Annotated in this window: 22 protein-coding genes; 15 read left to right on the top strand and 7 right to left on the bottom strand. The window is 60.4% G+C overall.

Translation table 11 applies throughout. The features are described 5' to 3' along the window. Window positions 1-141: 141 nt before the first annotated feature. Window positions 142-1,518, bottom strand: a complete 1,377-nt coding sequence (locus tag V8J63_RS00910; RefSeq protein WP_016772657.1) for a glutamine synthetase family protein — start codon at window positions 1,516-1,518, stop codon at window positions 142-144. Between the two features lie 728 nt (window positions 1,519-2,246). Between V8J63_RS00910 and V8J63_RS00900 the strand changes: the two genes are divergently transcribed. The 7 genes from V8J63_RS00900 to V8J63_RS00870 all read left to right on the top strand — a co-directional run bounded on the left by V8J63_RS00900 (window position 2,247) and on the right by V8J63_RS00870 (window position 10,604). Continuing rightward, window positions 2,247-3,605: a glutamine synthetase family protein gene (locus V8J63_RS00900; RefSeq protein WP_016772658.1), complete on the top strand. Its 1,359-nt coding sequence runs from the start codon at window positions 2,247-2,249 to the stop codon at window positions 3,603-3,605. A 56-nt stretch (window positions 3,606-3,661) separates the two neighbouring features. Continuing rightward, entirely contained in the window at window positions 3,662-5,026 is a 1,365-nt protein-coding gene (locus V8J63_RS00895; protein ID WP_336463445.1) for an aspartate aminotransferase family protein, read from the top strand. Between the two features lie 171 nt (window positions 5,027-5,197). Continuing rightward, on the top strand, window positions 5,198-6,310 hold the full coding sequence (locus V8J63_RS00890) for a polyamine ABC transporter substrate-binding protein (protein WP_016772660.1): 1,113 nt from the start codon (window positions 5,198-5,200) through the stop codon (window positions 6,308-6,310). A gap of 186 nt (window positions 6,311-6,496) precedes the next feature. Beyond that, a complete protein-coding gene (locus V8J63_RS00885; protein WP_038860901.1) occupies window positions 6,497-7,594 on the top strand; it encodes a polyamine ABC transporter substrate-binding protein in 1,098 nt (365 codons plus the stop codon). A 63-nt stretch (window positions 7,595-7,657) separates the two neighbouring features. Further along, entirely contained in the window at window positions 7,658-8,800 is a 1,143-nt protein-coding gene (locus V8J63_RS00880; RefSeq protein WP_016772662.1) for an ABC transporter ATP-binding protein, read from the top strand. Between the two features lie 35 nt (window positions 8,801-8,835). Then, entirely contained in the window at window positions 8,836-9,717 is an 882-nt protein-coding gene (locus tag V8J63_RS00875; RefSeq protein WP_205900673.1) for an ABC transporter permease subunit, read from the top strand. Continuing rightward, complete coding sequence (locus V8J63_RS00870) at window positions 9,714-10,604, top strand: ABC transporter permease subunit (protein WP_016772664.1); 891 nt, start codon at window positions 9,714-9,716, stop codon at window positions 10,602-10,604. The genes V8J63_RS00875 and V8J63_RS00870 overlap by 4 nt, the downstream gene beginning before the upstream one ends. A 174-nt stretch (window positions 10,605-10,778) precedes the next feature. Here the strand turns inward: V8J63_RS00870 and V8J63_RS00865 are convergent, their stop codons facing one another. Then, on the bottom strand, window positions 10,779-11,420 hold the full coding sequence (locus V8J63_RS00865; protein ID WP_197892847.1) for an HD domain-containing protein: 642 nt from the start codon (window positions 11,418-11,420) through the stop codon (window positions 10,779-10,781). A 312-nt stretch (window positions 11,421-11,732) separates the two neighbouring features. Between V8J63_RS00865 and V8J63_RS00860 the strand changes: the two genes are divergently transcribed. Continuing rightward, a complete protein-coding gene (locus V8J63_RS00860) occupies window positions 11,733-12,698 on the top strand; it encodes a GlxA family transcriptional regulator (protein WP_125916743.1) in 966 nt (321 codons plus the stop codon). Between the two features lie 201 nt (window positions 12,699-12,899). On the opposite strand, the gene V8J63_RS00855 is transcribed toward V8J63_RS00860, so the two are convergent. Next, a complete protein-coding gene (locus V8J63_RS00855; protein WP_336463444.1) occupies window positions 12,900-15,308 on the bottom strand; it encodes a penicillin acylase family protein in 2,409 nt (802 codons plus the stop codon). 102 nt (window positions 15,309-15,410) lie between these two features. After that, window positions 15,411-15,989: a DUF6436 domain-containing protein gene (locus V8J63_RS00850; protein ID WP_056786241.1), complete on the bottom strand. Its 579-nt coding sequence runs from the start codon at window positions 15,987-15,989 to the stop codon at window positions 15,411-15,413. A gap of 99 nt (window positions 15,990-16,088) precedes the next feature. Here V8J63_RS00850 and V8J63_RS00845 point away from each other — a divergent pair, with 99 nt between their 5' ends. Further along, window positions 16,089-17,036: an alpha/beta hydrolase gene (locus V8J63_RS00845; protein WP_024014713.1), complete on the top strand. Its 948-nt coding sequence runs from the start codon at window positions 16,089-16,091 to the stop codon at window positions 17,034-17,036. Window positions 17,037-17,140: 104 nt separating this feature from the next. Here the strand turns inward: V8J63_RS00845 and V8J63_RS00840 are convergent, their stop codons facing one another. Continuing rightward, window positions 17,141-17,872: a DUF2059 domain-containing protein gene (locus tag V8J63_RS00840; RefSeq protein ID WP_336463443.1), complete on the bottom strand. Its 732-nt coding sequence runs from the start codon at window positions 17,870-17,872 to the stop codon at window positions 17,141-17,143. Between the two features lie 108 nt (window positions 17,873-17,980). Between V8J63_RS00840 and V8J63_RS00835 the strand changes: the two genes are divergently transcribed. Next, the gene (locus V8J63_RS00835) at window positions 17,981-18,613 is read left to right on the top strand and encodes a 2OG-Fe(II) oxygenase (protein ID WP_024014711.1); all 633 of its coding nucleotides are present in this window, start codon (window positions 17,981-17,983) and stop codon (window positions 18,611-18,613) included. A gap of 2 nt (window positions 18,614-18,615) precedes the next feature. Beyond that, window positions 18,616-19,101, top strand: coding sequence for a DUF523 domain-containing protein (locus V8J63_RS00830; RefSeq protein WP_125925408.1), 486 nt, complete (start codon window positions 18,616-18,618; stop codon window positions 19,099-19,101). A 224-nt stretch (window positions 19,102-19,325) separates the two neighbouring features. Here the strand turns inward: V8J63_RS00830 and V8J63_RS00825 are convergent, their stop codons facing one another. Continuing rightward, window positions 19,326-19,889, bottom strand: a complete 564-nt coding sequence (locus V8J63_RS00825; protein ID WP_336463442.1) for a transporter substrate-binding domain-containing protein — start codon at window positions 19,887-19,889, stop codon at window positions 19,326-19,328. A gap of 135 nt (window positions 19,890-20,024) precedes the next feature. On the opposite strand from V8J63_RS00825, the gene V8J63_RS00820 reads away from it, so the two are divergent. Continuing rightward, window positions 20,025-20,450, top strand: coding sequence for a DUF4399 domain-containing protein (locus V8J63_RS00820; protein WP_024014708.1), 426 nt, complete (start codon window positions 20,025-20,027; stop codon window positions 20,448-20,450). A gap of 123 nt (window positions 20,451-20,573) precedes the next feature. Here the strand turns inward: V8J63_RS00820 and serA are convergent, their stop codons facing one another. Beyond that, window positions 20,574-21,803: a phosphoglycerate dehydrogenase gene (gene serA / locus V8J63_RS00815; RefSeq protein WP_024014707.1), complete on the bottom strand. Its 1,230-nt coding sequence runs from the start codon at window positions 21,801-21,803 to the stop codon at window positions 20,574-20,576. Between the two features lie 205 nt (window positions 21,804-22,008). Here serA and V8J63_RS00810 point away from each other — a divergent pair, with 205 nt between their 5' ends. The 3 genes from V8J63_RS00810 to V8J63_RS00800 all read left to right on the top strand — a co-directional run bounded on the left by V8J63_RS00810 (window position 22,009) and on the right by V8J63_RS00800 (window position 25,363). Next, window positions 22,009-23,403: an FAD-binding oxidoreductase gene (locus V8J63_RS00810; protein ID WP_125925410.1), complete on the top strand. Its 1,395-nt coding sequence runs from the start codon at window positions 22,009-22,011 to the stop codon at window positions 23,401-23,403. 41 nt (window positions 23,404-23,444) lie between these two features. Then, complete coding sequence (locus V8J63_RS00805) at window positions 23,445-24,110, top strand: fumarylacetoacetate hydrolase family protein (protein WP_024014705.1); 666 nt, start codon at window positions 23,445-23,447, stop codon at window positions 24,108-24,110. Window positions 24,111-24,439: 329 nt separating this feature from the next. After that, window positions 24,440-25,363 (top strand): SdiA-regulated domain-containing protein, encoded by a 924-nt coding sequence (locus V8J63_RS00800; protein WP_336463441.1) that lies wholly within the window; start codon window positions 24,440-24,442, stop codon window positions 25,361-25,363. Window positions 25,364-25,407 lie beyond the last annotated feature (44 nt).

Below are 25,407 nucleotides of genomic sequence, written 5' to 3'. Positions count from 1 at the left end.
TGACGCACCGAGTGGGATGGATTTGGGGCTGCTTCGCAACCCAACGGGGATAAATCCCCTCGCCACAGGTTTTGTGTTCGGCCATAAAAAAACGCCGCTGGCTGAATCAGCCAACGGCGTTTTTTTGAAGCTGCAAACCATTTAAACGGTATGCAGATACCAGTTGTACTCAAGGTCGGAGATGGAGTGTTCGAACTCCTCCAGCTCGCTTTCCTTGCAGGCGACGAAGATATCGATGTACTTCGGATCGATGTACTTGGCCATCACCTCGCTGTCGTCCAGCTCGCGCAGGGCATCGCGCAAGTTGTTCGGCAGGCTCTGTTCGTTCTGCTCGTAGCTGTTGCCTTCGACAGGCGCGCCCGGTTCGATCTTGTTGACCAGGCCGTGGTGCACGCCGGCAAGTACCGAAGCCATCAGCAGGTACGGGTTGGCGTCGGCGCCGGCCACGCGGTGCTCGATACGTACGGCATCGGCTGAACCGGTTGGTACGCGGATCGCCACGGTGCGGTTGTCCAGGCCCCAGCACGGCGAGTTCGGTACGTAGAACTGCGCGCCGAAGCGACGGTAGGAGTTGACGTTCGGGCAGAGGAAAGCCATCTGCGCCGGCAGGGTCTCGAGCACACCGCCGATCGCGTGACGCAGCGCGGCGTTCTGCTCGGGATCCTCGCTGGCAAAAATGTTTTTGCCGGCTTTGTCCAGAATCGAAATGTGTACGTGCAGACCATTGCCCGCCTGGCCCGGATACGGCTTGGCCATGAAGGTGGTGTCCATTTCATGGTCGTAGGCGATGTTCTTGATCAGACGCTTGAGCAGGACGGCGTAGTCGCAGGCCTTGATCGGGTCGGCGACGTGGTGCAGGTTCACTTCGAACTGCGCCGGGGCACTTTCCTTGACGATCGCATCGGCCGGGATGCCTTGCTCTTTGGCACCTTCCAGAATGTCCTGGAGGCAGTCGACGTATTCGTCGAGGTCGTCGATCAGGTAGACCTGCGTCGAGTGCGGGCGTTTGCCGGAGATCGGCGAGCGTGGCGGCTGCGGACGGCCGTTCACGTTTTCCTGGTCGATCAGGTAGAACTCGAGTTCGAAGGCGGCGCAGATGGTCAGGCCGAGCTCGTCGAACTTGGTCACCACCTGGCGCAGCACTTCACGGGGATCGGCGAAGAACGGATCGCCTTCGAGTTCGTGCATGGTCATCAACAGCTGCGCGGTCGGGCGCTTCTGCCATGGCTCGTTGCACAGGGTATCGGGGATCGGATAGCAGATGCGATCGGCGTCGCCGATGTCCAGGCCCAGACCGGTGCTTTCCACCGTGGAGCCGTTGATATCCAGAGCAAATAGAGAGGCCGGCAGGTTGATGCCTTTCTCGTAAACCTTGTGGAGGCTGGTGCGTTCGATGCGCTTGCCGCGCACCACACCATTCATATCCGCAATCAGAAGGTCAACGTACAGAACCTCAGGATGTTCCTTAAGGAACGCGTTCGCTTCGTTAAGCTGAACGGCACGCGGGGGTACCGACATGATGCAACACCTTTGTTGTTAAAAATATCAATCATTGATCTTTTCTGGTTTCAGTCAACCCGAACGGCCTGCCGAAGTCAAGCGAGGCCTTTTTTGCCCCGAAAAAGCGCTTGAAGGGCATTTATGGGGCACTTTGGGGCGTTTTTTCAAACCTTGAACGTTGCTCAGCTGCGGGCTTGAGCAGGCCGTGTTGTATTTTTTACGGGGGTGTTGTGTAAAAAAATGAACAAGGCTAAGCTCCGGTCAAACCCATAACAGCAATAATACCGGGGTGCTTCATGTCTCGCCTGCCGTTAATCGGCATCACCGACTGCTCGCAACAGTCCGGTCTGCATGCTCATCACATCAGTGGCGATCAATCCGTCCGTAGCGCAGCCAGCAAGGCGCGCAGCCTGTTGACGACACGCTCGCCAACATCCGGCAAAACGGCAGCGTCCGATATTCTGGACGTCGGGCACAGCATCCGCTTTATGGCGTCTCCTTTCACTATAGAACTCTTTCCCTCTCAAAGCCCGTGCCGCACTCAGCGTCATGCTTGTGATTCTGCACGTTTGCAAAGTGCACGGGAAATGCAACGCCAGCGTCAAGGGCAGGTAAGCTCCTCTTTCATTGTCTATGCGCGGTGCCAGGCGTAAGCCGGCACTGCGCGAGCAAGCCCCCTTTAACGCGACGCCGCAAGCGTCAAAATTGCCTGACATCGCGTCAGGAGACTCAGCCCAGAGGCATTTATGAGTAACAACCTCGACCAGCTCACCGATTGGTTGAAAGACCGCAAGATCACAGAAGTCGAATGCATGATCGGCGATTTGACCGGTATTACCCGGGGCAAGATCTCGCCGACCAACAAGTTCATCGCCGAGAAAGGCATGCGTCTGCCGGAGAGCGTGCTGCTGCAGACCGTGACCGGCGACTACGTCGAAGACGACATCTACTACGAACTGCTCGACCCGGCCGACATCGACATGATCTGCCGCCCCGACCAGAACGCCGTGTACCTGGTGCCGTGGGCCATAGAGCCGACCGCGCAGGTGATCCACGACACCTACGACAAGCAAGGCAACCCGATCGAGCTGTCGCCGCGCAACGTTCTCAAGAAGGTCTTGAAGCTGTATGCCGACAAGGGCTGGCAGCCGATCGTGGCGCCGGAAATGGAGTTCTACCTGACCAAGCGCAGCGACGACCCCGACTATCCGTTGCAGCCGCCGATCGGCCGCTCGGGCCGTCCGGAAATCGGCCGGCAGTCGTTTTCCATTGAAGCGGCCAACGAATTCGACCCGCTGTTCGAAGACGTCTACGACTGGTGCGAATTGCAGGAGCTGGACCTCGACACACTGATCCACGAAGACGGCACCGCGCAGATGGAAATCAACTTCCGTCACGGTGATGCCCTGTCGCTGGCCGATCAGATTCTGGTGTTCAAGCGCACCATGCGCGAAGCCGCGCTCAAGCACGACGTGGCGGCGACGTTCATGGCCAAGCCGATGACCGGCGAGCCGGGCAGCGCCATGCACCTGCACCAGAGCATCATCGACATTCAGACCGGCAAGAACGTCTTCTCCAACGAAGACGGGACCATGAGCCAGTTGTTCCTGCACCACATCGGTGGCTTGCAGAAGCTGATCCCCGAGCTGTTGCCGCTGTTCGCGCCGAACGTCAACTCGTTCCGCCGCTTCCTCCCGGACACATCGGCACCGGTGAACGTCGAGTGGGGCGAAGAGAACCGTACCGTCGGCCTGCGCGTACCGGATGCCGGCCCGCAGAACCGCCGCGTGGAAAACCGCCTGCCGGGCGCCGACGCCAACCCGTACCTGGCGATTGCCGCGAGCCTGCTCTGCGGTTACATCGGCATGGTCGAGGGCCTGAACCCGAGCGCGCCAGTGGTCGGTCGTGGATACGAGCGCCGCAACCTGCGCCTGCCGCTGACCATCGAAGACGCGCTGGAGCGTATGGAAAACAGCGCGACCATCGAGAAGTACCTCGGCAAGACCTTCATCACCGGCTACGTCGCGGTCAAGCGGGCCGAGCATGAAAACTTCAAGCGCGTGATCAGTTCCTGGGAGCGTGAGTACCTGCTCTTCGCCGTCTGATGCGCCGGGCGCGGCGGCCAGCCGTCGCGCCTTCACCGATAACAAGGAGAATTGGCATGACCAGCAACAACCCGCAAACCCTTGAGTGGCAAGCGCTGAGCAGCGAACACCACCTGGCCCCGTTCAGCGACTTCAAGCAACTGAAAGAGAAGGGCCCGCGGATCATCACCAACGCCAAGGGCGTTTATCTGTGGGACAGCGAAGGCAACAAGATCCTCGACGGCATGGCTGGCCTCTGGTGCGTGGCGATCGGTTACGGTCGCGATGAGCTGGCCGATGCCGCCGCCAAACAGATGCGCGAACTGCCGTACTACAACCTGTTCTTCCAGACCGCACACCCGCCGGCACTGGAACTGGCCAAGTCGATTGCCGACGTGGCGCCAGAAGGCATGAACCACGTGTTCTTCACCGGTTCCGGCTCCGAAGGCAACGACACCATGTTGCGCATGGTCCGTCACTACTGGGCGATCAAAGGCCAGCCGAACAAGAAAGTCATCATCAGCCGCAAGAACGGTTATCACGGTTCGACCGTGGCCGGCGCGAGCCTCGGCGGCATGACTTATATGCACGAGCAGGGCGACCTGCCGATTCCGGGCATCGTCCACATCGCCCAGCCGTACTGGTTTGCCGAAGGCGGCGACATGTCGCCGGAAGAGTTCGGCATCTGGGCGGCCAATCAGCTCGAAGAAAAGATTCTCGAGGTCGGCGTCGACAACGTCGGTGCCTTTATTGCCGAGCCGATCCAGGGTGCCGGCGGCGTGATCATTCCGCCTGATACCTACTGGCCGCGCATCAAGGAAATCCTCGCCAAGTACGACATCCTCTTTGTTGCCGACGAAGTGATCTGCGGCTTCGGCCGTACCGGTGAGTGGTTCGGTAGCGATTTCTACGACCTCAAGCCGCACATGATGACCATCGCCAAGGGCCTGACCTCCGGCTACATCCCGATGGGCGGGTTGATCGTGCGTGATTCGGTGGTGGCCGTGCTCAATGAAGGCGGCGATTTCAACCATGGCTTCACTTACTCCGGCCACCCGGTGGCAGCCGCTGTGGGCCTGGAAAACATCCGCATCCTGCGCGACGAAAAAATTATCGAGAACGCCCACAACGAAACGGCACCGTATTTGCAGAAACGTCTGCGCGAGCTGAACGATCACCCGTTGGTGGGTGAAGTTCGCGGCGTCGGTCTGCTGGGGGCGATCGAGCTGGTGCAGGACAAGGCCACGCGCAAGCGTTACGAAGGCAAGGGTGTGGGCATGATCTGCCGGCAGTTCTGCTTCGACAACGGCCTAATCATGCGCGCAGTCGGCGACACCATGATCATCGCGCCGCCGCTGGTGATCAGCAAAGCGGAGATCGATGAGCTGGTTACAAAGGCACGCAAGTGTCTGGACCTGACCCTCGGTGCGCTACAGGCCTAGGTGCTAGGCTTTGGGCGGGGGAGCTGCGGCGCACTCGCTCAAAGCTGTCAGAAAGGCTGGTCTTTTGTTGAAAGACCGCCTCGGATCTTGCCAGACTAGCCGCGGTTCCAGTTGTCCGGGTTCGGCCGCTGAACAAAGTGGTTCAAAAAAGAAAAATTTGGAGCATGACGCATGAAGGCATTAGGTAAAAAGCTAGCTGGCAAGACTCTGCTCGCGCTGTCCATGGCGGGCATGATGGCGGGTGCGGTGCACGCGGACGACAAGGTACTGCACGTCTACAACTGGTCCGACTACATCGCGCCGGACACCGTGGCCAACTTCGAAAAAGCCACCGGGATCAAAGTCGTCTACGACGTCTTCGACAGTAACGAAACCCTGGAAGCCAAGCTGCTGGCCGGCAAGTCCGGTTACGACATCGTGGTGCCTTCCAACAATTTCCTCGCCAAGCAGATCAAGGCCGGCGTTTACCAGGAGCTGGACAAGTCCAAGCTGCCTAACTGGAAAAACCTCGACGAAGACCTGCTCAAGGCCGTTGGCGATGCCAGCGACCAGGGCAACAAACACGCCTTCCCGTACATGTGGGGCTCGATCGGCATCGGCTACAACCCGGCCAAGGTCAAGGCTGCGCTGGGCATCGACAAGATTGATTCGTGGGACGTGGTGTTCAAGCCGGAAAACATCGAGAAACTCAAAAGCTGCGGCGTGAGCTTCCTCGATGCCCCGACCGAAATGATTCCGGCGGCATTGCACTATCTGGGCAAGCCGACCAACAGCAAGGACAAGGCTGACCTGAAAGCCGCCGAAGACCTGTTCCTGAAGATCCGTCCGTCGGTCGCCTACTTCCACTCTTCCAAGTACATCTCCGACCTGGCCAACGGCAACATCTGCGTCGCCGTCGGTTACTCGGGTGACCTGGAGCAATCCAAGACCCGCGCCCAGGAAGCCGGTGACAAGGTCAAACTGGCCTACACCATTCCGAAAGAAGGCGCCGGTACTTTCTATGACATGGTCGCCATTCCCAAGGATGCCGAAAACGTCGAAGCCGCCTACAAGTTCATGAACTACCTGATGGAGCCGCAAGTGATGGCCGGCATCACCAACGCCGTGCGTTTCCCGAACGGCAACAAGGCGGCGACGCCTATGGTGGACAAGGACATCACCAGCGACCCGAGCATCTACCCGTCGGCTGAAGTGAAGAAGCAGCTCTATGCGATCAGCGATCTGGACGCCGCAACGCTGCGTCTGATCACCCGCAGCTGGACCAAGATCAAATCGGGCAAATAAGCCGGTTTGTCGCCACAACCGCTGGCCGTCGTCGTCGCGACGGCGGCCAGCGGATAATTAAATGACAGAAAGTTTTGCTGGATCGGTTTTTCGAGGGTAAGTTGCGCGCCGGTTTTGTTGTCGGGCAGCCACGGCTGTCATGCAGCGCGGGGCAACTTGGGCCCAATCCATTTAGAGGACCTCCACTTGCCTGTATTTTCTTCTTTGCGCAAAGCCCTGCTGGCCGCTGCCGGCCTGACAATCGCTGTCGGAGCCCAGGCCGCCGGTACGGTGCATATTTATAACTGGTCCGATTACATCGGCGAATCGACCCTGGCCGACTTCGAGAAAGAGACCGGGATCAAACCGGTCTACGACGTTTTCGACTCCAACGAAACCCTGGAAGGCAAGCTGCTCGCCGGGCGTACCGGTTACGACGTGGTCGTGCCGTCGAACCACTTCCTTGGCAAGCAGATCAAGGCGGGCGCGTTCCAGAAGCTCGACAAGGCACAGCTGCCGAATTATTCCAACCTTGACCCGGTGCTGCTCAAGCGCCTGGAGCAGAACGATCCCGGCAACCTCTACGCCGTGCCGTATCTGTGGGGCACCAACGGCATCGGCTACAACGTCGACAAGGTCAAGGCTGTGCTGGGCATCGACAAGATCGATTCCTGGGCCGTGCTGTTCGAGCCGGAAAACATCAAGAAGCTGCACAGCTGCGGCGTTGCGTTCCTCGATTCGGCTGATGAAATGATGCCGACCATGCTCAATTATCTGGGCCTGAACGCCAACAGCACCAACACCAAAGACTACGAAAAGGCCACCGCCAAGTTGCTCGCGGTGCGTCCCTACGTGACCTATTTCCATTCCTCGAAGTACATCGGCGATCTGGCCAACGGCGACATCTGCGTGGCCATCGGTTTCTCCGGCGACATCTTCCAGGCGAAGAACCGTGCCGAGGAAGCCAAGAAGGGCGTCAACATCGCCTATTCGATCCCGAAAGAGGGCGGCGCGCTGTGGTTCGACATGCTGGCGATCCCCAAGGATTCGTCCAACGTCAAGGAAGCCCACGCCTTCATCAACTATTTGCTGAAACCTGAGGTGATCGCCCAGGTCAGTGATTACGTCGGTTACGCCAACCCCAACCCGGGTTCGGACAAGCTGATGGAACAATCCATTCGCACCGATGAAGCGGTTTACCCACCGCAAGCAGTCCTCGACAAGACCTACGTGTCGACCGAGTTGCCAGCCAATATTCAGCGTTTGATGACCCGTAGCTGGACCAAGGTCAAGTCGGGCAAATAACGCACAAACTATCCAGGGTTCGTCTTGCGGGGCGAACTGCTGCTTCTGTTGGGAGTTTCGTAAATGGCAGTTGCCTCCGGCGCCTACAAGAAAGCCCTCGAGGGCGACCAGACACCAAAACAGGTGCTGGTCAAAATCGACCGGGTCACGAAGAAGTTCGACGAGACGATTGCCGTGGACGACGTGTCCCTGGAAATCAAGAAGGGCGAAATTTTTGCCCTGCTCGGCGGTTCGGGATCGGGCAAATCCACCTTGCTACGGATGCTTGCAGGCTTCGAACGGCCCACGGAAGGGCGGATTTTCCTCGACGGCGTCGACATCACCGACATGCCGCCGTACGACCGTCCGATCAACATGATGTTTCAGTCCTACGCCTTGTTCCCGCACATGACCGTGGCGCAGAACATTGCCTTCGGCCTGCAGCAGGACAAGATTCCCAAGGCTGAAATCGACGCCCGCGTGGCCGAGATGCTCAAGCTGGTGCAGATGAGCCAGTACGCCAAGCGCAAGCCGCATCAACTGTCCGGCGGTCAGCGCCAGCGTGTGGCCCTGGCCCGTTCGCTGGCCAAGCGGCCGAAGCTGTTGCTGCTCGACGAACCGATGGGCGCACTGGACAAGAAACTGCGTTCGCAGATGCAACTGGAACTGGTGGAAATCATCGAGCGCGTCGGCGTGACCTGCGTAATGGTGACCCACGACCAGGAAGAGGCCATGACCATGGCCGAGCGCATCGCGATCATGCACCTCGGTTGGATCGCGCAAATCGGCAGTCCGATCGACATCTACGAAACCCCGACCAGCCGTCTGGTCTGCGAATTCATCGGCAACGTCAACATCTTCGAAGGCGAAGTGATCGACGACGCCGAAGGCCACGCGACCATCACCTGCAAGGACCTCGACCGGCAGATCTACGTCGGTCACGGCATCAGCACCTCGGTGCAGGACAAGTCGGTCACCTACGCGATTCGTCCGGAGAAGCTGCTGGTCACCGCCGACATGCCGACCTGCGAGTACAACTGGTCGAGCGGCAAGGTCCACGACATCGCTTATCTGGGCGGACACTCGGTGTTCTACGTCGAATTGCCGAGCGGCAAACTGGTGCAGTCGTTCGTCGCCAACGCCGAACGTCGCGGCGCGCGTCCGACCTGGGGCGATCAGGTCTACGTGTGGTGGGAAGACGATAGCGGCGTGGTACTTCGCTCATGAACATGCGCAAATTCAAACGCCGCATAAACCGAATCATCCCCAATGGCCGGCAGATGGTCATCGGGGTACCGTTCATCTGGCTGTTTCTGTTCTTCATGCTGCCGTTCTTCATCGTTCTGAAGATCAGCTTCGCCGAAGCCGACGTGGCGATCCCGCCGTACACCGAGATCTACACCTACGCCGAGCAGAAACTGCAAGTGCTGCTGAACCTGGGCAACTACGCGTTGCTGGCCGGCGACGAGTTGTACATCGCTGCCTATCTTGGCTCGCTGAAAATGGCCTTTATCAGCACCGTGCTCTGCCTGCTGATCGGCTATCCGATGGCCTATGCCATCGCCAGCGCGCGCAAAGAGCTGCAAACGGTGCTGGTGCTGTTGATCATGATGCCGACCTGGACGGCGATCCTGATCCGCGTCTACGCGTGGATGGGCATCCTCAGCAACAACGGCCTGCTCAACGGCTTCCTGATGAGCATGGGCCTGATCGACGAGCCGCTGCAGATCCTCAATACCAACCTGGCGGTGTACATCGGGATTGTCTATTCGTACCTGCCGTTCATGATCCTGCCGCTGTACGCCAACCTGGTCAAACACGATCAGAGTCTGCTGGAAGCCGCGTCCGATCTGGGTTCGAGCACGTTCAACAGCTTCTGGAAAATCACCATTCCGCTGTCCAAGAACGGCATCATTGCCGGCTGCATGCTGGTGTTCATTCCGGTGGTCGGCGAGTTCGTGATCCCGGAACTGCTCGGCGGCCCGGAAACCCTGATGATCGGTAAGGTGCTCTGGCAAGAATTCTTCAACAACCGCGACTGGCCGGTGGCGTCCGCGCTGGCGGTAGTGATGCTGGCGATCCTGATTGTGCCGATCATTCTGTTCAACCGCAGTCAGGCCAAGGAAATGGAGGGTAAAGAATGAAGCGCTTCCGTTTCTCCAGCCTGATGCTGGTATTGGGTCTGCTGTTCATCTATCTGCCGATGCTGATCCTGGTGATCTACTCGTTCAACGCCTCGAAACTGGTGACGGTGTGGGGCGGCTGGTCGATCAAGTGGTACGTCGGCCTGCTCGACAACTCGCAACTGATGGGTTCAGTGCTGCGCTCGCTGGAAATCGCCTGCTACACCGCGGTTGCTGCGGTGGCATTGGGTACCCTGGCCGCCTTCGTGCTGACCCGTATCACCCGCTTCAAGGGCCGCACGCTGTTCGGCGGCCTGGTGACTGCACCACTGGTGATGCCGGAAGTGATCACCGGTCTGTCGCTGTTGCTGCTGTTCGTGGCCATGGCGCAGATGATCGGCTGGCCGCAGGAGCGCGGCATCGTCACCATCTGGATCGCCCACACCACGTTCTGCGCGGCGTATGTGGCGGTGGTGGTGTCGGCGCGCTTGCGTGAGCTGGACCTGTCGATCGAAGAGGCGGCGATGGACCTGGGCGCGCGACCGTGGAAGGTGTTCTTCCTGATCACCATCCCGATGATCGCGCCGTCACTGGCGGCGGGCGGGATGATGTCGTTCGCACTGTCGCTGGATGACCTGGTGCTGGCAAGCTTCGTGTCCGGCCCGGGTTCGACGACCCTGCCGATGGAAGTGTTCTCGGCCGTGCGCTTGGGCGTGAAGCCGGAAATCAACGCCGTGGCCAGTCTGATTCTGCTGGCGGTGTCGCTGGTGACCTTCCTCGTCTGGTTCTTCAGCCGCCGCGCCGAAGAAGCCCGCAAGAAAGCCATCCAGCAGGCCATCGAAGAAAGCGCGGCTGATTCGTGGAAGCAACCGGACGCACGCCGCGCGCCTGCGCCACAGACTGTGTGAGCCGGCGGGTTGGTTTCATTCCCGAGGCCAACCCAAATCAAAATGTGGGAGCGGGCTTTTGTGGTGAGGGGATTTATCCCCGATGGACTGCGCAGCAGGCCTTTTTTTGGGGGTCGCTTCGCAACCCAACGGGGATAAATCCCCTCGCCACAGAGCCCAGTTCCAAATCTGGTTTTAAGCAGTCCAGGGAGACTGGCGGATGACCTCGACGAAATTCATCGGTTTGAACCCCGGCTCCTGATCCACCAGCACATCAGTCTTCACATTGCCAAACGTGGTCTGCGGGCGATGACGCAAGCCGTCGGCGAACGCGCAGATGATGCACTCCTTGAAACCCTCCCCACGTGGATGCGCATGCACCACCGCTTCGCGCTGCACGCTGCTGAACGCCGCGTAGTCCATGCCCAGCACGTCCATCTCCACCCCGGCGGTCACCAGCGCGACGGTCGGGCGCAGATGCCTGGGTACGCCCGGCGTGGTGTGCAATGCGATCGACAGCCACACCTGCTCGATGTCGTCGTCACTCAGCCCGTACGGCTTGAGAAAGGCAGCTGCGGCATTTGCGCCGTCCACTTCGAAGCGCTTGTCATCGCTGCGATGACCTGCGACCAGACCAAGGTCGTGGAACATCGCCCCGACATACAGCAGCTCCGGGTTATAGGCCAGTCGCTGGCGCTCGCCGCTCAGGGCACCGAACAGAAACACCCGGCGCGAGTGGTGATAAAGCAGTTCGGATTCGATGTCGCGGATGTATTCGGTGGTGGCCCGGGCGAGGGCGCTGTCAGGGATCTTGATGCCGGCGATGGTGCTGGTCATAACGGTTTCCTCGTCGAAAACGCCGTCGTGGCGCTGCTGGAGAAAGTCTGTTCCCCGCGCGCCAAGCGAACAATCGAGTCATGGCTGCGATCCTTGCCATTGCACCTGCAAATCGTGCCAAGCTCACTTGTCGGGTGTGGGCTGGCCAGGGTTAGCTCGATCAACCAGTTGGACATGGCCCATGTGGGAGCGAGCTTGCTCGCGAAAGCGGTTTCTCATTCGACAGCTATGTTGCGTGTGTTGGCCTCTTCGCGAGCAAGCTCGCTCCCACGGGTTTGTGTGTTTGCCACAGGTATTGAGGACGTTTCAGTCATGAACAAATCCGTCGCCATTGTGGTGTTCCCCGGCGTGCAGTCACTGGACGTCAGCGGCCCGATGGACGTGTTCGCCGAAGCCAACCGCTTTCTTGCGCCGCAGGATCACTATCGCTTGCAAGTGATCGGCGTCGAGCATGGACCGATGGCCTGTTCCAACGGAATGAGCCTGAACGCCCATCGTCACTTCAGCGAAGCAAAGGATAGCCCTGACCTGTTGCTGGTCGCCGGTGGCCCGCAGTTGCCGTTCATGGATTTTGGCCCCACGTTCGATGCCTGGCTGCGTGAAGCCTGTGGCCGCGCCCGGCGTTTCGGCTCGATCTGCAATGGCGCGTTCATGCTCGCCCGCGCCGGTTTGCTCGAGGGGCGCACTGTCACCACGCACTGGAACGATGCCGAGGCGTTGGCGCAGTTGTGCCCGACCACGCGGGTCGAAGCGGATCGCCTGTATGTCGAGGACGCCACGCTCTACACTTCGGCCGGGGTCACGGCGGGCATCGATCTGTCGCTGTACCTGCTGGCGCGCGACCACGGTGCCGAGGTCGCGCTGAGTGTGGCGAAACGGCTGGTGGTGTTCACCCAGCGCTCGGGCGGGCAATCGCAGTTCAGCCCGTTCCTCACGCCGCATGCCGAGCCGACGTCAGCGGTGGCGCTGGTGCAGTTGTATGTGCTGGCCAATCTCACTGGCGATCTGACGATCGCCGATCTGGCCAATGCGGCGAACATGAGTGCGCGCAATTTCTCGCGGGTGTTTGCGCGGGAAGCGAAAGTGACCCCGGCGGAGTTTGTCGAACGGGCGCGGGTGGATGCGGCGCGGGTCATGCTGGAAAGCACCACGGCGCCGCTGAAGACCGTGGCCTATCAGTGCGGGTTTCGTGATGCGCAGCATATGCGCAGTGTGTTCAACCGCAGATTAGGCGTGACGCCGCAGCAGTTTCGGATGAATTTTGCGCTGAATGTTTGATCCGGGCTTGAGCTCGAAAGCCCTCACCCCAGCCCTCTCCCAGAGGGAGAGGGAGCCGACTGCAGTGTCTGGCGTGTTATATCGACCTGAAAGACCTTATCGATTATGGATTCGGCGCCAATCTTTCACGTCGGCGTTTCTCATGAATATCCCCCAATCGGTCCCCTCTCCCTCTGGGAGAGGGCTAGGGTGAGGGGCTCTTCAGGGCTTGCGCGCAGGCAGCAGCTTCAACGTACTGCGCGTATTCGCCAGCACCTCTTCCTCGCTGAAATGCGCCTGCACATAAATCCCCTCCACATACGCCTCGGCCTGGTCGTCATAGTGAGTGTCCAAAGGCACGCCACTCTGGCCGACCGGGTTGATCGTCAGGCCATGCACCGGATCGGCGAAATCCACCAGACGTCGCGTCGACGGTCCATAGGTCACCGGCCATGGCGCCGGGCCGATCTTCGCCGAGAGGTTGTTCGGCACTTCGTGGCTGCCCGGCGCTGCGAACGGGCCGACGTTGAACAGGCGGTCCAGCGGCTTCTGCTGCCCCAGCGGATGGCCGTGGGTGAGGGTGTGCGCCGCGCCCCACTGCCAACCGGCCACGTTATCGCCGAGGGTCAGTTTCAGATGCGCCATGCTTGCCGCCCACGCCGTGCGCACGACATCGGCGCGGGTTTCTTTGGCTGGCGTGCTGCGATTGTCCCACCACGGTGAATCCGCCTTGGCCGCCAGGCGTGGCAGCGCCGAATCGATCACCCTCGTCGACAGCAGTGTTTCGAAGAAGTCATTGCCCAACTCATCGCGCATCGCCGCATCGGCAAGGTCGTAGAGGAATTGGTTGAACAGCGTCGCGCTGACGGAATTCAGCGGATAGTCGCCGGGCCACTGCGCCAGCTGCTCGACCAGTTTCAGTTGCGCCGGATCACTGACCACCTCACGCAACACCGGCAACAGCGGCGCCAACAGACGCGGGCCGTAACCGGTCGCCGTGCCCAATTGCAGTTTTTGGTTGGCCTCGTTGCTCCACTTCACCCGGTTGTCGCTGAGCTGACGGTCAAGCTGCTGACCACGATCGGCAAGGTTGTAGTAACCGGGAATCTCCATGCCGGTCGGCGACACGGGCTGGAAGTTGGCCGAGACGATATAGCCGCGCGCCGGGTTCTCTTCCTGCGGGTTGGCGCTGAACGGGTAGTAGCCGTCCTTGTCCGCCTCGGGCGTGCTCCCGTCGAGGATGAAGCCCGGTTTCACCCCGGCCGGACGTTTGGGCAGCAGGGCCGAGGCCCACCAGGCGATATCGCCCTTGGCATTGGCGTACACCAGATTCAGACCCGGCGCCTGCACCTTGGCCGCTGCCGCGCGGGCCTTGGCCAACGTGTCGGCGCGGTTGAGCTGGTAGAAACCGTCGAGGATCGGGTTGGGTGTTTCGAGGAAGGCCCACCACATCGCGATTGGTGTTTTTCCGGCAGCGCTGCCGAGGGCGTCGTTGACGATTGGCCCGTGCGGAGACTGGCGCAGGGTTATCGTCACTGGAGCCTGGCCTTTCACATTGATCTGCTGCTCGCTGACGAGCATGTCGGTCCACTGACCGCGATACCAGACCTGATTGGGGTTGTCCGGGTTGACCTTCTCGGCGATCAGATCGAGATCGTCGTTCTGGAACATGGTCAGGCTCCAGCCGAAATCGAGGTTGTGTCCCAGAAACGCGAACGGCACCAGTGCCTGATGATGGCCGTATAACTCGAAACCCGGCGCCGACAACTGCGCCTCGTACCACACCGACGGCACCGAGAAGCGGATATGCGGATCGCCGGCCAGCAACGGCTTGCCACTCTGGCTGCGGCTGCCGGTAATCACCCAGGCGTTGCTGCCCTCGAACTGCGGCAGGCCGTTGTCGAGCAGCGCCTGTTCGCTGAGGCGGGCGAGGGCGGTGAGGTCCTGCCAGTCGCCGGCGGCGAGGGCCGGTGCGTGCCGAGTGTGATCGGTGGCCAGAACCCCTTTGGCCTGCCATTCGAGATCGAACACATCGAGGTAATCGGCGCCGAGCTGATCGCGCACGTAGGTCAGCAGCGGTTCGGTGCGAAATGCGGCGGCAAAGCTGTAGGCCATGTAGCCGGCGACGCTAATGCTGTCTTCGGCCGTGAACGGCCGCTTGGGGATGCCCAGCACGTCGAACTCGATCGGCGCGACGTGGCTGTCCTGATATTGGTTGATGCCGTCCAGATAGGCTTGCAGGCCCTTCCACGCCGGCGACTGCTTGTCGAGGCTGGCGACGTAACTGGCCGCACGCTCGCGGATGCGCAGGCTGCGAAACAGTTTGTCGGTGTCGAGCAGTTTCGGCCCGAGCACTTCGGCCAGCTCGCCCCTGGCGAGGCGGCGCATGGCTTCCATCTGGAACAGACGATCCTGCGCGTGGACATAACCGAGGGCGCGATAGAGGTCGGTTTCGTTCTCGGCGCGGATATGCGGCACACCGCGCTCGTCATAGCGCACGGTCACCGAGCCTTGCAGATTGCGCAGCTCGACCTGGCCCTGGCGCGTCGGCTGCTTGCTGTAGATATACCCGCCGGCGGCGCCGAGCAGGACAACGATGAGCAAGGCAACGACGATCAACGCACGCTTCATGGTGACTCCTTGTGCAGGCGAAAAGGCCGCCCGTCGGGCTGCAAACATTTAGCACAGAGCATCTGTGCGGTGCAGCGCTGTCCTTGAAAAGTCCGGAATGCCTTACTTCGCGTCCGCCGGCCACGGGCAATAACAACCCACTGCCAGCGTATGCGTGGCATTGACCGGGCGATCTTCCGTCAGCGCATGCAGGATCGGTTCGATAAAGCTGTTGCTGGAGTTGCAGGTCAGGCCTTCGCTGTACGGGCCGAAATAGGCGAGTTTGCCGCTACGATCCCAGATCGCCACGGCGGGGCTGGCGGGGATCTGTTCGGCGCCGGGCAGGACGATGATGGTTTTCAGGCTGGCGAGGGTGGCGGGCAACTGGCCGTGGCTGCCGGGCTTTTGTACGGCGAAGAACTCCACGCCACGCGCGCCGAACTGTTCGACCATCTCGCTCAGGTGCTGTTGATTACCGACGTTGCACGGGCAGGCCGGATCCCAGAAGTGTACGAGGCGAATATTGCCCGGCCCGGCAAGGTTGTCCGGCAGGCGCAGCGGGTCACCGGAAAATACCGCCGTATGTTCGCTGAACGCGCGCAGATAGCGGCCCTGAAACCAGTCATACGCCGCCCACAGCACCCCGGCGCAGATCAGCGCGAGCAGGCTGGCGAACAGTGCGGTGCGGTAGGGCGAACGCATGATTTCGGAATCTGAAAAGGTTGGCTAGCTTGCCATGCTTGCTCCGACAGATGAATATCGCAGGCCGATAAAGTCCGTTTACCGCTTTGGAATGTGCGCATGCCTGATACTTTCGACCCCGATCATTTACGCGCGAGCCTCAAGCCATTGGCCGAGTGGCAGCCGTTATCGGATGAGGCGAAGGCTTATCAGCGCTTCTACAAGACCGACTTCGCCGAGCGCGATGTCTGGCGCGGCATGGGTCGTTTCGAGGTCGATGGCTACGAGCTGGTCAGCCATTGCTGGTGGCCGGAGAAGGTCAAGGCGACGCTGTTTCTGCTGCACGGTTACTACGATCACATCGGCCTGTACCGGCATGTGATCGAATGGGCGCTGGATCAGGATTTCGCCGTGATCGCCTGCGACTTGCCGGGCCATGGTCTGTCGAGCGGGCCACGGGCAAGCATTCGTGATTTCTCTGAATACCAGGACGTGTTGCAGGCGCTGTTTGCTGAAGCGAACTCGATCGCGCTGCCGCAGCCTTGGCATTTGTGCGGGCAAAGCACCGGTGGCGCGATTGTCGTCGATCACCTGCTCAACCATGGCGAGAACAGCCCGGCGCAGGGGCAGGTGATTCTGCTGGCGCCATTGGTAAGGCCGAGGGCGTGGGGCTGGTCGCAGTTGAGTTATTACCTGCTGCGGCCGTTTGTACGCGGGGTCGCGCGACGCTTCAGCGAGAACTCCAACGATCCGGATTTCCTGCCGTTTCTGCAGGCCGATCCGTTACAGCCAAGACGCCTGCCGACGAAATGGGTGGGCGCGCTGTCGCGCTGGATCATCCGCGTCGAGCACGCGAAAAAAAGTCCGCGACGGCCGCTGATCATTCAGGGGCAGGCGGACATGACTGTCGACTGGCAGCACAATCTGCAGGTGTTGAAATGGAAGTTCGACCGGCCGCAGATTCTGCTGCTGGCCGAGGCACGGCATCACCTGGCCAATGAAACGGCGGAGATGCGTGAGGAGTATTTCGAATTCTTGAGCAAGCGGATCAGGGGGCGGAATCTCTAGTGCCTGGGAGGGCCTCTTCGCGAGCAGGCTCGCTCCCACAGGGGAATGCGTTACAACTGTGGGAGCGAGCCTGCTCGCGAATGCGATCTTTCAGGTAACGAACATCACTGGCCGACCGCCAACCCCGCCCGAATCGCCGCCAGCGCCGCCTGGTAATAAGCCTTGCCCTCGGTCGACTCGGCAAACGTCGCAAATTCTTCGAGCTCTTCATCCGACAAGTCGCGATACACGTAAAGCAAAGTGTTGTTCAGATCGGCGCCAATCTGATCCATCAGCCGCTGGCGCTGACCGTTCAACATGCCCTGTGCCTGTCCACCGCCGAGCAGTCCCGGGATCATCGAACTCAAGCTGTCCGCCGCTACGCCGGCAATCGCCAGACTGACCTCGGCGCCCGCCTCACGGGCTGGCAGGGCCTGGGCGAGATGGCCGATGATCAGCAAGCGACTGTCGCTGGCCTGCATCTTCGGCAGGCCCTGGGCATTTTTTGCCAGTTGATCGCGGCGGGTCGCCAGCAGTTCGGCGGCAACGATCTTCTTGCCCAGCGGCGACTGGAAGAAGGTCAGCGCCGGTTTCGGGTCGGCGAGTTTCTGCCGCAGTTGCGCTTCGGCACGCTGATCCACGGCCTGCGCGGCGAAGCGCTGATTGCTGTTGTTGACCAGCGCCTGAAATACCGCAGGCGGCAGGCTGTTCTGATAGCGCTGCTGGGCGGCGCTCAGGGCATCGTTGAAATGCGCGCGTTGTTCTGGCCAGCCGGCGACCTTGTACAACTGATCGTGGCCGTCCGCCCAGGCGGGCAATACGCAGAACATCAACAGTGAAAAAAGCAAACGGCGCATAGGGACTCCTGTCAGCAGCGGACTATTGTCCGTGCGGTGCCGGTACTTGTCGAGAATTCGTAGCAAGGCGCTGCGTGGCTCTGTCGGATTTATCGCCGTCGGCATACTATGCGCGCCATGCCGATATCCTCTGAACACCCGCTGCTGTTACGCATTGTCGACGACCTGGCCGAACACGGCTGGTCGCAGCAGAACATCTTCCTGCCCGCCGATCTGACCCGGGCGCTGGCGGCCGAGTGCCGTAAACGTGAAGCCGAAGGTGAGCTGGCGCCGGCAGCGGTCGGTCGCGGGCCGTTTTCGGAGATTCGCGAGGGTATTCGCGGCGATCACATCCAGTGGATCGACCCGGGTCAGGCCGAGGCCACTGACCGCTATCTGAGCCTGATGGACAGTCTGCGCGAGGCACTTAATCGTGGCTTGTTTCTGGGGCTTGAGGATTTCGAATGCCATTTCGCCCTGTACCCGCCTGGCGCGTTCTACCTCAAGCACGTTGACCGCTTTCGCGATGATGACCGGCGCATGGTCTCGGCGGTGATCTATCTCAACGAGGCCTGGTTGCCGGAGGACGGTGGCCAGTTGCGCATGTACCTGGGCGAGGAACGCGTGCATGACGTACAGCCGACCGGCGGCTGTCTGGTGGTGTTTCTCTCCGGTGAAGTGCCCCACGAAGTATTGCCGGCCCATCGCGAGCGCCTGTCGCTGACTGGCTGGTTTCGTCGCCGTGGCAACGAGCCGTTCTGAACATGGAAAAGGTCCTGGTCAGTCGCTGCCTGTTGGGCCATCGCGTGCGTTATGACGGTGGTGCGAGCGGGCCGTTTGATCTGCTTGAGCAGTGGATCGAAGAAGGGCGCGTGGTACCGTTGTGTCCGGAGGTGGCCGGTGGATTGCCGACGCCGCGGGCGGCGGCGGAGATTCCTGGCGGGCAGGGCGGTGAGGTGCTGGATGGCATTGCCGCAGTCATCACTACTGATGGCGAGGATGTCAGCGCGCAGTTTCTCGAGGGGGCGCGGCAAGCGCTGGAACTGGTGCAAAAGCACGGCATTCGGGTGGCGGTGCTCAAGGCCAACAGTCCGTCTTGCGGGAATCTGCTGACGTATGACGGCACCTTCAGAGGGGTTAAAGTCAGTGGCGAGGGAGTGACGGCGGCGTCGCTCAAGCGTCATGGGGTTCGGGTTTTCAGTGAGCTTGAGCTGGCTGAGGCGGCGGTGACTCTGGCGGCTTTGGACTGATCCGCCATCGTTGCCCTCACCCCAGCCCTCTCCCGGGGGGAGAGGGGGCCGACCGAGGTGTCTGGCGCTGTCCATCGACCTGAAAGACCTTGGCGACCAGGGATTCGACAAAGCCATGATCAGTCGATTTCGGATTCGGTATAGCAATCCCAAGTCGGCGTACCTCTAAAGCATCCCCGGATCAGTTCCCTCTCCCTCCGGGAGAGGGTTAGGGTGAGGGACTCTTACGGTTTCAACCACTTCTCGGACAACGCCGCCAACCGCCCATCCGCCTTGATCCGTTCCAGCGCGCTCTTGAGGCTGGCCTGAAACGCCGGATTACCCTTCTGAAACGGTATCGCCAATTCCACCGGCGCTGCCGCTTTCGGCTTCGCTTCGGTCAACGCCTGCACCAGCACCATCGGCCGCGGCGTCTCGTCCTTCTTCGCCAACAATTGCCCATCAACCTCGCCGTACGGCTCGCTGAAGTCGAAACGATCCTTGAGTTCGGGTGTCAGTGCTATGTGGTTGAGCGCGACGTCGTACTTGCCGCTTTCAACGCCCTGGAGCAGGTCGCCCTCGTCGGTGACGATGAAGTCGGCGCGTACATCCAGCTCGTTGGCGATCAGTTGCCCAAGCTCGACCTCGAACCCCGTGAGGGTGTCGCCTTCCTTGTAATTGAAGGGCGGTGTATTAGCCTCAAGGGCTATGCGCAGCTCGCCACGGTCGTTGATGTCATCAATCAGTTCGGCGTGAGCCAGCGGGCTCAGAAGGGGTAGCAGGCAGATCAGGCCAGGCAGCAGGCGCATGGTCACTCCTTTGAAATCATTATCGCGACGCTCTGATTCAGGCTCGCTTTGCTATGGTTGTCGAGTGCCTTCGACAACAAATGGTCATGAAGTTGTCATGACCGTGCGGATTTTACGGAAAAACTGGAGAAGAAAATGAAAAGCTTTTTGTCACGTGCAGCGTTGGCCGGTGTGCTGATGGGTGTTTCGGTGCTGGCCAGTGCGGCGACACCGGCGCCGAAGGATGCTGAAGTGTTCATCGTTTCTCCCGAGGACGGCGCCACCGTCTCGCAGGAATTCAAGGTCAAGTTCGGCGTCAAGAACATCGCGCTGGCCCCGGCGGGTGACACCACCAAGAACACCGGCCACCATCACCTGCTGATCGACGTCGACGACCTGCCGGCCGAAGGCGCGCCGATCCCGACTGACGCCCACCACATGCATTTCGGCAAGGCGCAGACCGAAGCCACGATCAAACTGGCCCCGGGCAAACACACCTTGCAACTGATCCTCGGCGACAGCGGCCACATGCCGTTCGACCCATCGATCGTTTCGGAAAAAATCACCGTCAACGTGAAATAAAAAAAGGGAGCCCTGCGGGGCTCCCTTTTTTAATTCAGCTTCAAGTGGCTAGCTGCAAGCGGCAAGGTAAAGCAAAAGCGCTGTTCACTTGCCGCTAGTAGCTTGAAGCTTGCCGCTGCTTCTTCAGAAGAGAACACGGCTACGGATAGTGCCGTTGACGTGTTGCAGTTTCTCTTGCGCCAGCTCCGAGTATTCGGCGTCGACGTCGATCACCACGTAACCGACTTTCTCGTTGGTCTGCAGGAACTGACCGGAGATGTTGATGCCGTTTTCGGCGAAAACCTTGTTGATCTCGCTCATCACACCCGGGATGTTCTCGTGGATGTGCAGCAGGCGGTGCTTGCCAGGGTGAGCCGGCAGGGCCACTTCCGGGAAGTTGACCGACGACACCGAAGTACCGTTGTCGCTGTACTTGACCAGTTTCTCTGCTACTTCCAGACCGATGTTGGCTTGCGCTTCGGCGGTCGAGCCACCGATGTGCGGGGTCAGGATCACGTTGTCGAGGCCGCGCAGCGGGCTTTCGAACTCTTCGTCGTTGGAGCGGGGCTCCACCGGGAACACGTCGATGGCCGCGCCGATCAGGTGCTTGTCCTTGATCGCGTCCGCCAGGGCGTCGAGCTCGACCACGGTGCCCCGTGCAGCGTTGATCAGGATGCCGCCCTTCTTGATGGCGCGGATTTCCTTCTCGCCGATCATCCACTGAGTGGCGGCGGTTTCCGGGACGTGCAGGGTGACGATGTCGGACATGCCCAGCAGCTCGTGCAGGTTGTTGACCTGCGTAGCGTTGCCCAGTGGCAGCTTGGTCACGGTGTCATAGAAGAACACCTGCATGCCCAGGCCTTCAGCCAGCACCGACAGCTGCGTGCCGATCGAGCCGTAGCCGACGATGCCCAGCTTCTTGCCACGGATCTCGAACGAGTTGGCGGCGGACTTGATCCAGCCGCCACGGTGGCAGGATGCATTCTTCTCAGGGATGCCGCGCAGCAGCAGGATCGCTTCGGCCAGTACCAGTTCCGCTACGGAACGGGTGTTGGAGTACGGCGCGTTGAACACGGCAATACCGCGCTCGCGGGCCGCGCTGAGGTCAACCTGGTTGGTACCGATGCAGAAACAGCCGACCGCGACCAGTTTCTTCGCGTGATCGAAGATCTCTTCGGTCAGTTGCGTGCGCGAGCGGATGCCGATGAAGTGAGCGTCAGCGATCTTTTCCTTGAGCTGGGCTTCCGGCAAGGAACCAGTCAGGTATTCGATGCTGGTGTAGCCCGCCGCCTTGAGGACGTCGACAGCCGATTGGTGGACGCCTTCGAGAAGAAGGAACTTGATCTTGCTCTTATCGAGAGAAGTCTTGCTCATCTGCGTAAACCTGTATCCCGGAGAAAAATGGCAGGGAGGGAGCAGCCTGGAGCTGACCCGCACGGCAACAAAGCCGTCACCGCGGATCTGGCCTTGGGCACTGTCCTGCGGGGTCGGTATGCTAGCATAGCCACCCCGCTAAACACTCATTCCTGCGACGTGAAGCGTTCTCAGGATGACCATGAATTGTTCGAGAGTTCTGTCGATGACCAATCCTGCGCTGATTGATGAACTGAAGACCCTGGTTGAGCCTGGCAAAGTCCTCACTGACGCCGACTCCCTGAACACTTACGGCAAGGATTGGACCAAGCATTTCGCGCCGGCGCCGAGCGCCATCGTGTTTCCCAAGACCATCGAGCAAGTGCAGGCCGTGGTGCGTTGGGCCAATTCCCACAAAATTGCGCTGGTGCCATCCGGCGGGCGCACCGGGCTGTCCGCCGCAGCAGTGGCGGCCAATGGCGAAGTGGTGGTTTCGTTCGATTACATGAACCAGATTCTCGACGTCAACCTCACCGATCGCACCGCCGTGTGCCAGCCGGGTGTGGTCACTGAGCATCTGCAGAACGTCGCCGAGGAAAACGGCCTGTACTATCCGGTCGACTTCGCCTCGGCGGGTTCCAGCCAGATTGGCGGCAATATCGGCACCAACGCCGGCGGGATCAAAGTGATTCGCTATGGCATGACCCGCAACTGGGTGGCCGGCATGAAAGTCGTCACCGGCAAGGGCGACGTGCTGGAACTGAACAAGGACCTGATCAAGAACGCCACCGGTTACGACCTGCGTCAGCTGTTCATCGGTGCCGAAGGCACCCTCGGTTTCGTTGTCGAAGCGACCATGCGCCTCGATCGCGCGCCGAAAAACCTCACCGCCATGGTCCTCGGCACCGCCGATTTCGATTCGATCATGCCGGTGCTGCACGCCTTCCAAGGCAAACTCGACCTGACGGCGTTCGAATTCTTCTCCGACAAGGCCTTGGCCAAGGTCATGGGCCGTGGTGACGTGCCGGCGCCATTCGAGACCGAGTGCCCGTTCTACGCCCTGCTGGAATTCGAAGCGACCACCGAAGAAGTGGCCAACAGCGCGCTGGAGACCTTCGAACACTGCGTAGAACAGGGCTGGGTGCTCGACGGCGTGATGAGCCAGAGCGAAACCCAGCTGCACAATCTGTGGAAGCTGCGCGAGTACATCTCCGAAACCATCTCCCACTGGACGCCGTACAAGAACGACATCTCGGTTACCGTCTCGAAAGTGCCGGCGTTCCTGCGCGAAATCGACGCGATCGTTGGCGAGCACTACCCGGATTTCGAAATCGTCTGGTTCGGCCACATCGGCGACGGCAATCTGCACCTGAACATCCTCAAGCCGGAAAACCTGAGCAAGGACGAGTTCTTCGCCAAGTGCGCCACCGTCAACAAGTGGGTGTTCGAAACCGTCGAGAAGTACAACGGCTCGATCTCGGCCGAGCACGGCGTCGGTATGACCAAGCGTGATTACCTGACCTACAGCCGCTCGCCGGCCGAGATCGAGTACATGAAAGCGGTCAAGGCAGTGTTCGACCCGAACGGCATCATGAACCCGGGCAAGATTTTCCCGGTTTGATCGGTAATCTCTGTTGAATCAATAAAGGCAGGAGTCGGTAAATGAGCTATCAGCACCAGTACGTCGACGGCACGCGCATTCACTTCCCGATCGGGAAAGTCGTGTGCATTGGCCGCAATTACGCCGAACACGCCAAGGAACTGGACAATCCGGTGCCGACCGAGCCGCTGCTGTTCATCAAGCCGGGCAGTTGCGTGGTGCCGCTGGAAGGCGGGTTCAGCATTCCGACCGAGCGTGGTTCGGTGCACTACGAAGCGGAAATCGCCGTGTTGATCGGCAAGCCGCTGTCGACCAAGCCAAGCCGTGAAGAAGTCCTCGATGCGATCTCCGGCTTCGCCCCGGCGCTGGACCTGACCCTGCGCGACAAGCAGGCCGAGCTGAAAGCCAAGGGCCTGCCGTGGGAAATCGCCAAGTCGTTCGACGGCGCGGCGGTGATCGCGCCGTTCGTGGTCGGCAGCACCTTCGCTGACCTGACCGACATCGGCATCCGCCTGACCATCAACGGCGAAGTGCGCCAGGACGGCAACAGCAGCGCGATGCTCAACCCTATCGTGCCGATGATCCAGCACATGGCCGGCTGCTTCTCGCTGCAGGCCGGCGACGTGATCCTCACCGGCACGCCAGTGGGCGTCGGCCCGCTGAACGTCGGCGATGAAATCGTCCTCGAACTGCCGGGGGCGAGCAGCTTCAGCAGCAGCGTGCGCTAACCGCAGAACCCCTTGTAGGGGGTGAGCTTTGTGGTGAGAGGGTTTAGCGAAACGTCGCACCGCCCCGTTGGCGCGCGAAGCGGGCCCCTCTTGATCTTAAAGAGGGGCCTGCTGCGCAGTCCAACGGGGCGGTGCGACGTTTCGCTGAATCCCCTCGCCACAAGGGCCATTCCATATCTGTAATGTGTTGCTGCTGGCAAATGCACACGGCAATCCCGCCATTTCCCGTTTTTTTCACATCCTCTCTGGATAATTCCCGCGATTCTGGCGTCTCAGCCGGCCTCTTTGTGCTATTACCCTTGGCCTGAATTAACGGAACGCATCCCTTGATGGCATCTTCAACTCAGCAGAAATCCCCCTTCCGTTCGCGCTTCGTCCTGCGCTGGTATGTCTGGCTGTTGCTGGTCATCGCCGCAGCCTATGGGCTGGCGTTCGCCATGCATTGGGATGATCGCGGCGTGCTGTGGGTGCTGGAGCGCTTCGAGAGCAAGGCCGAGCAGAAGGAGAGCGTGTGGCTGCCGGACTATCAGGTGGTGATCGATGCCAAGCCGCTGCCGGGCATGGAGAAGGACGAAGCTTCGGATCTGGCCTACAACCCGCAGACCAGGACCCTGTTTGCGGTGATGGGCAAGAATGCCTTTCTGGTCGAGCTGACGCTTCAGGGCGACGTGTTGCGCAAGATGCCGTTGGTGGGCTGGAGTAATCCGGAAGGCTTGACGGTCATGGAAAACGGTTTGCTGGCCATTGTCGATGAGCGTGAGCATACGCTGTCGATCGTCAAGGTCGATGCCGCGACTCGTGAGCTGAACATCGCCGATTTCCCCAAATACGACCTCGGGCCGTCGAAAGATCAGAACAAGGCTTTTGAGGCCATCACGTGGGATCCGCGCAATCAGCGACTTATTCTGGGGGAGGAACGCCTCCCGGCGCTGTTCGCGTGGAAAAGCGATGGCGGCCAGACCCTGCAGGGCGACAAGCAGAAACTGGCCAGCGATCAGCTGGATCTGCGCAACCTGTCGGCGCTGGCTGTCGATCCGCGCACTGGCCATCTGCTGGTGTTGTCCGCCGATTCGCACCTGTTGCTGGAACTGGACGAAGCCGGCAAGCAAGTCAGCTTCATGACATTGCTCGGCAATTTCAACGGTCTGAAAGACACCATCCCCCGCGCCGAAGGCATGACCATGGATGAGGAAGGCACGCTGTACATGGTCAGCGAACCGAACCTGTTCTACCGATTCGAAAAACATCGGTAATGCTTTCCCTGTAGGAGCCGCCGCAGGCTGCGATCTTTTGATGT

The organism is Pseudomonas sp. CCNWLW23 (assembly GCF_037095675.1).
Taxonomy (GTDB): Bacteria; Pseudomonadota; Gammaproteobacteria; order Pseudomonadales; family Pseudomonadaceae; genus Aquipseudomonas; species Aquipseudomonas atacamensis.
Note: the sequence above shows the minus strand (reverse complement) of the source record. Positions and strands in the feature narration are given on the sequence as shown.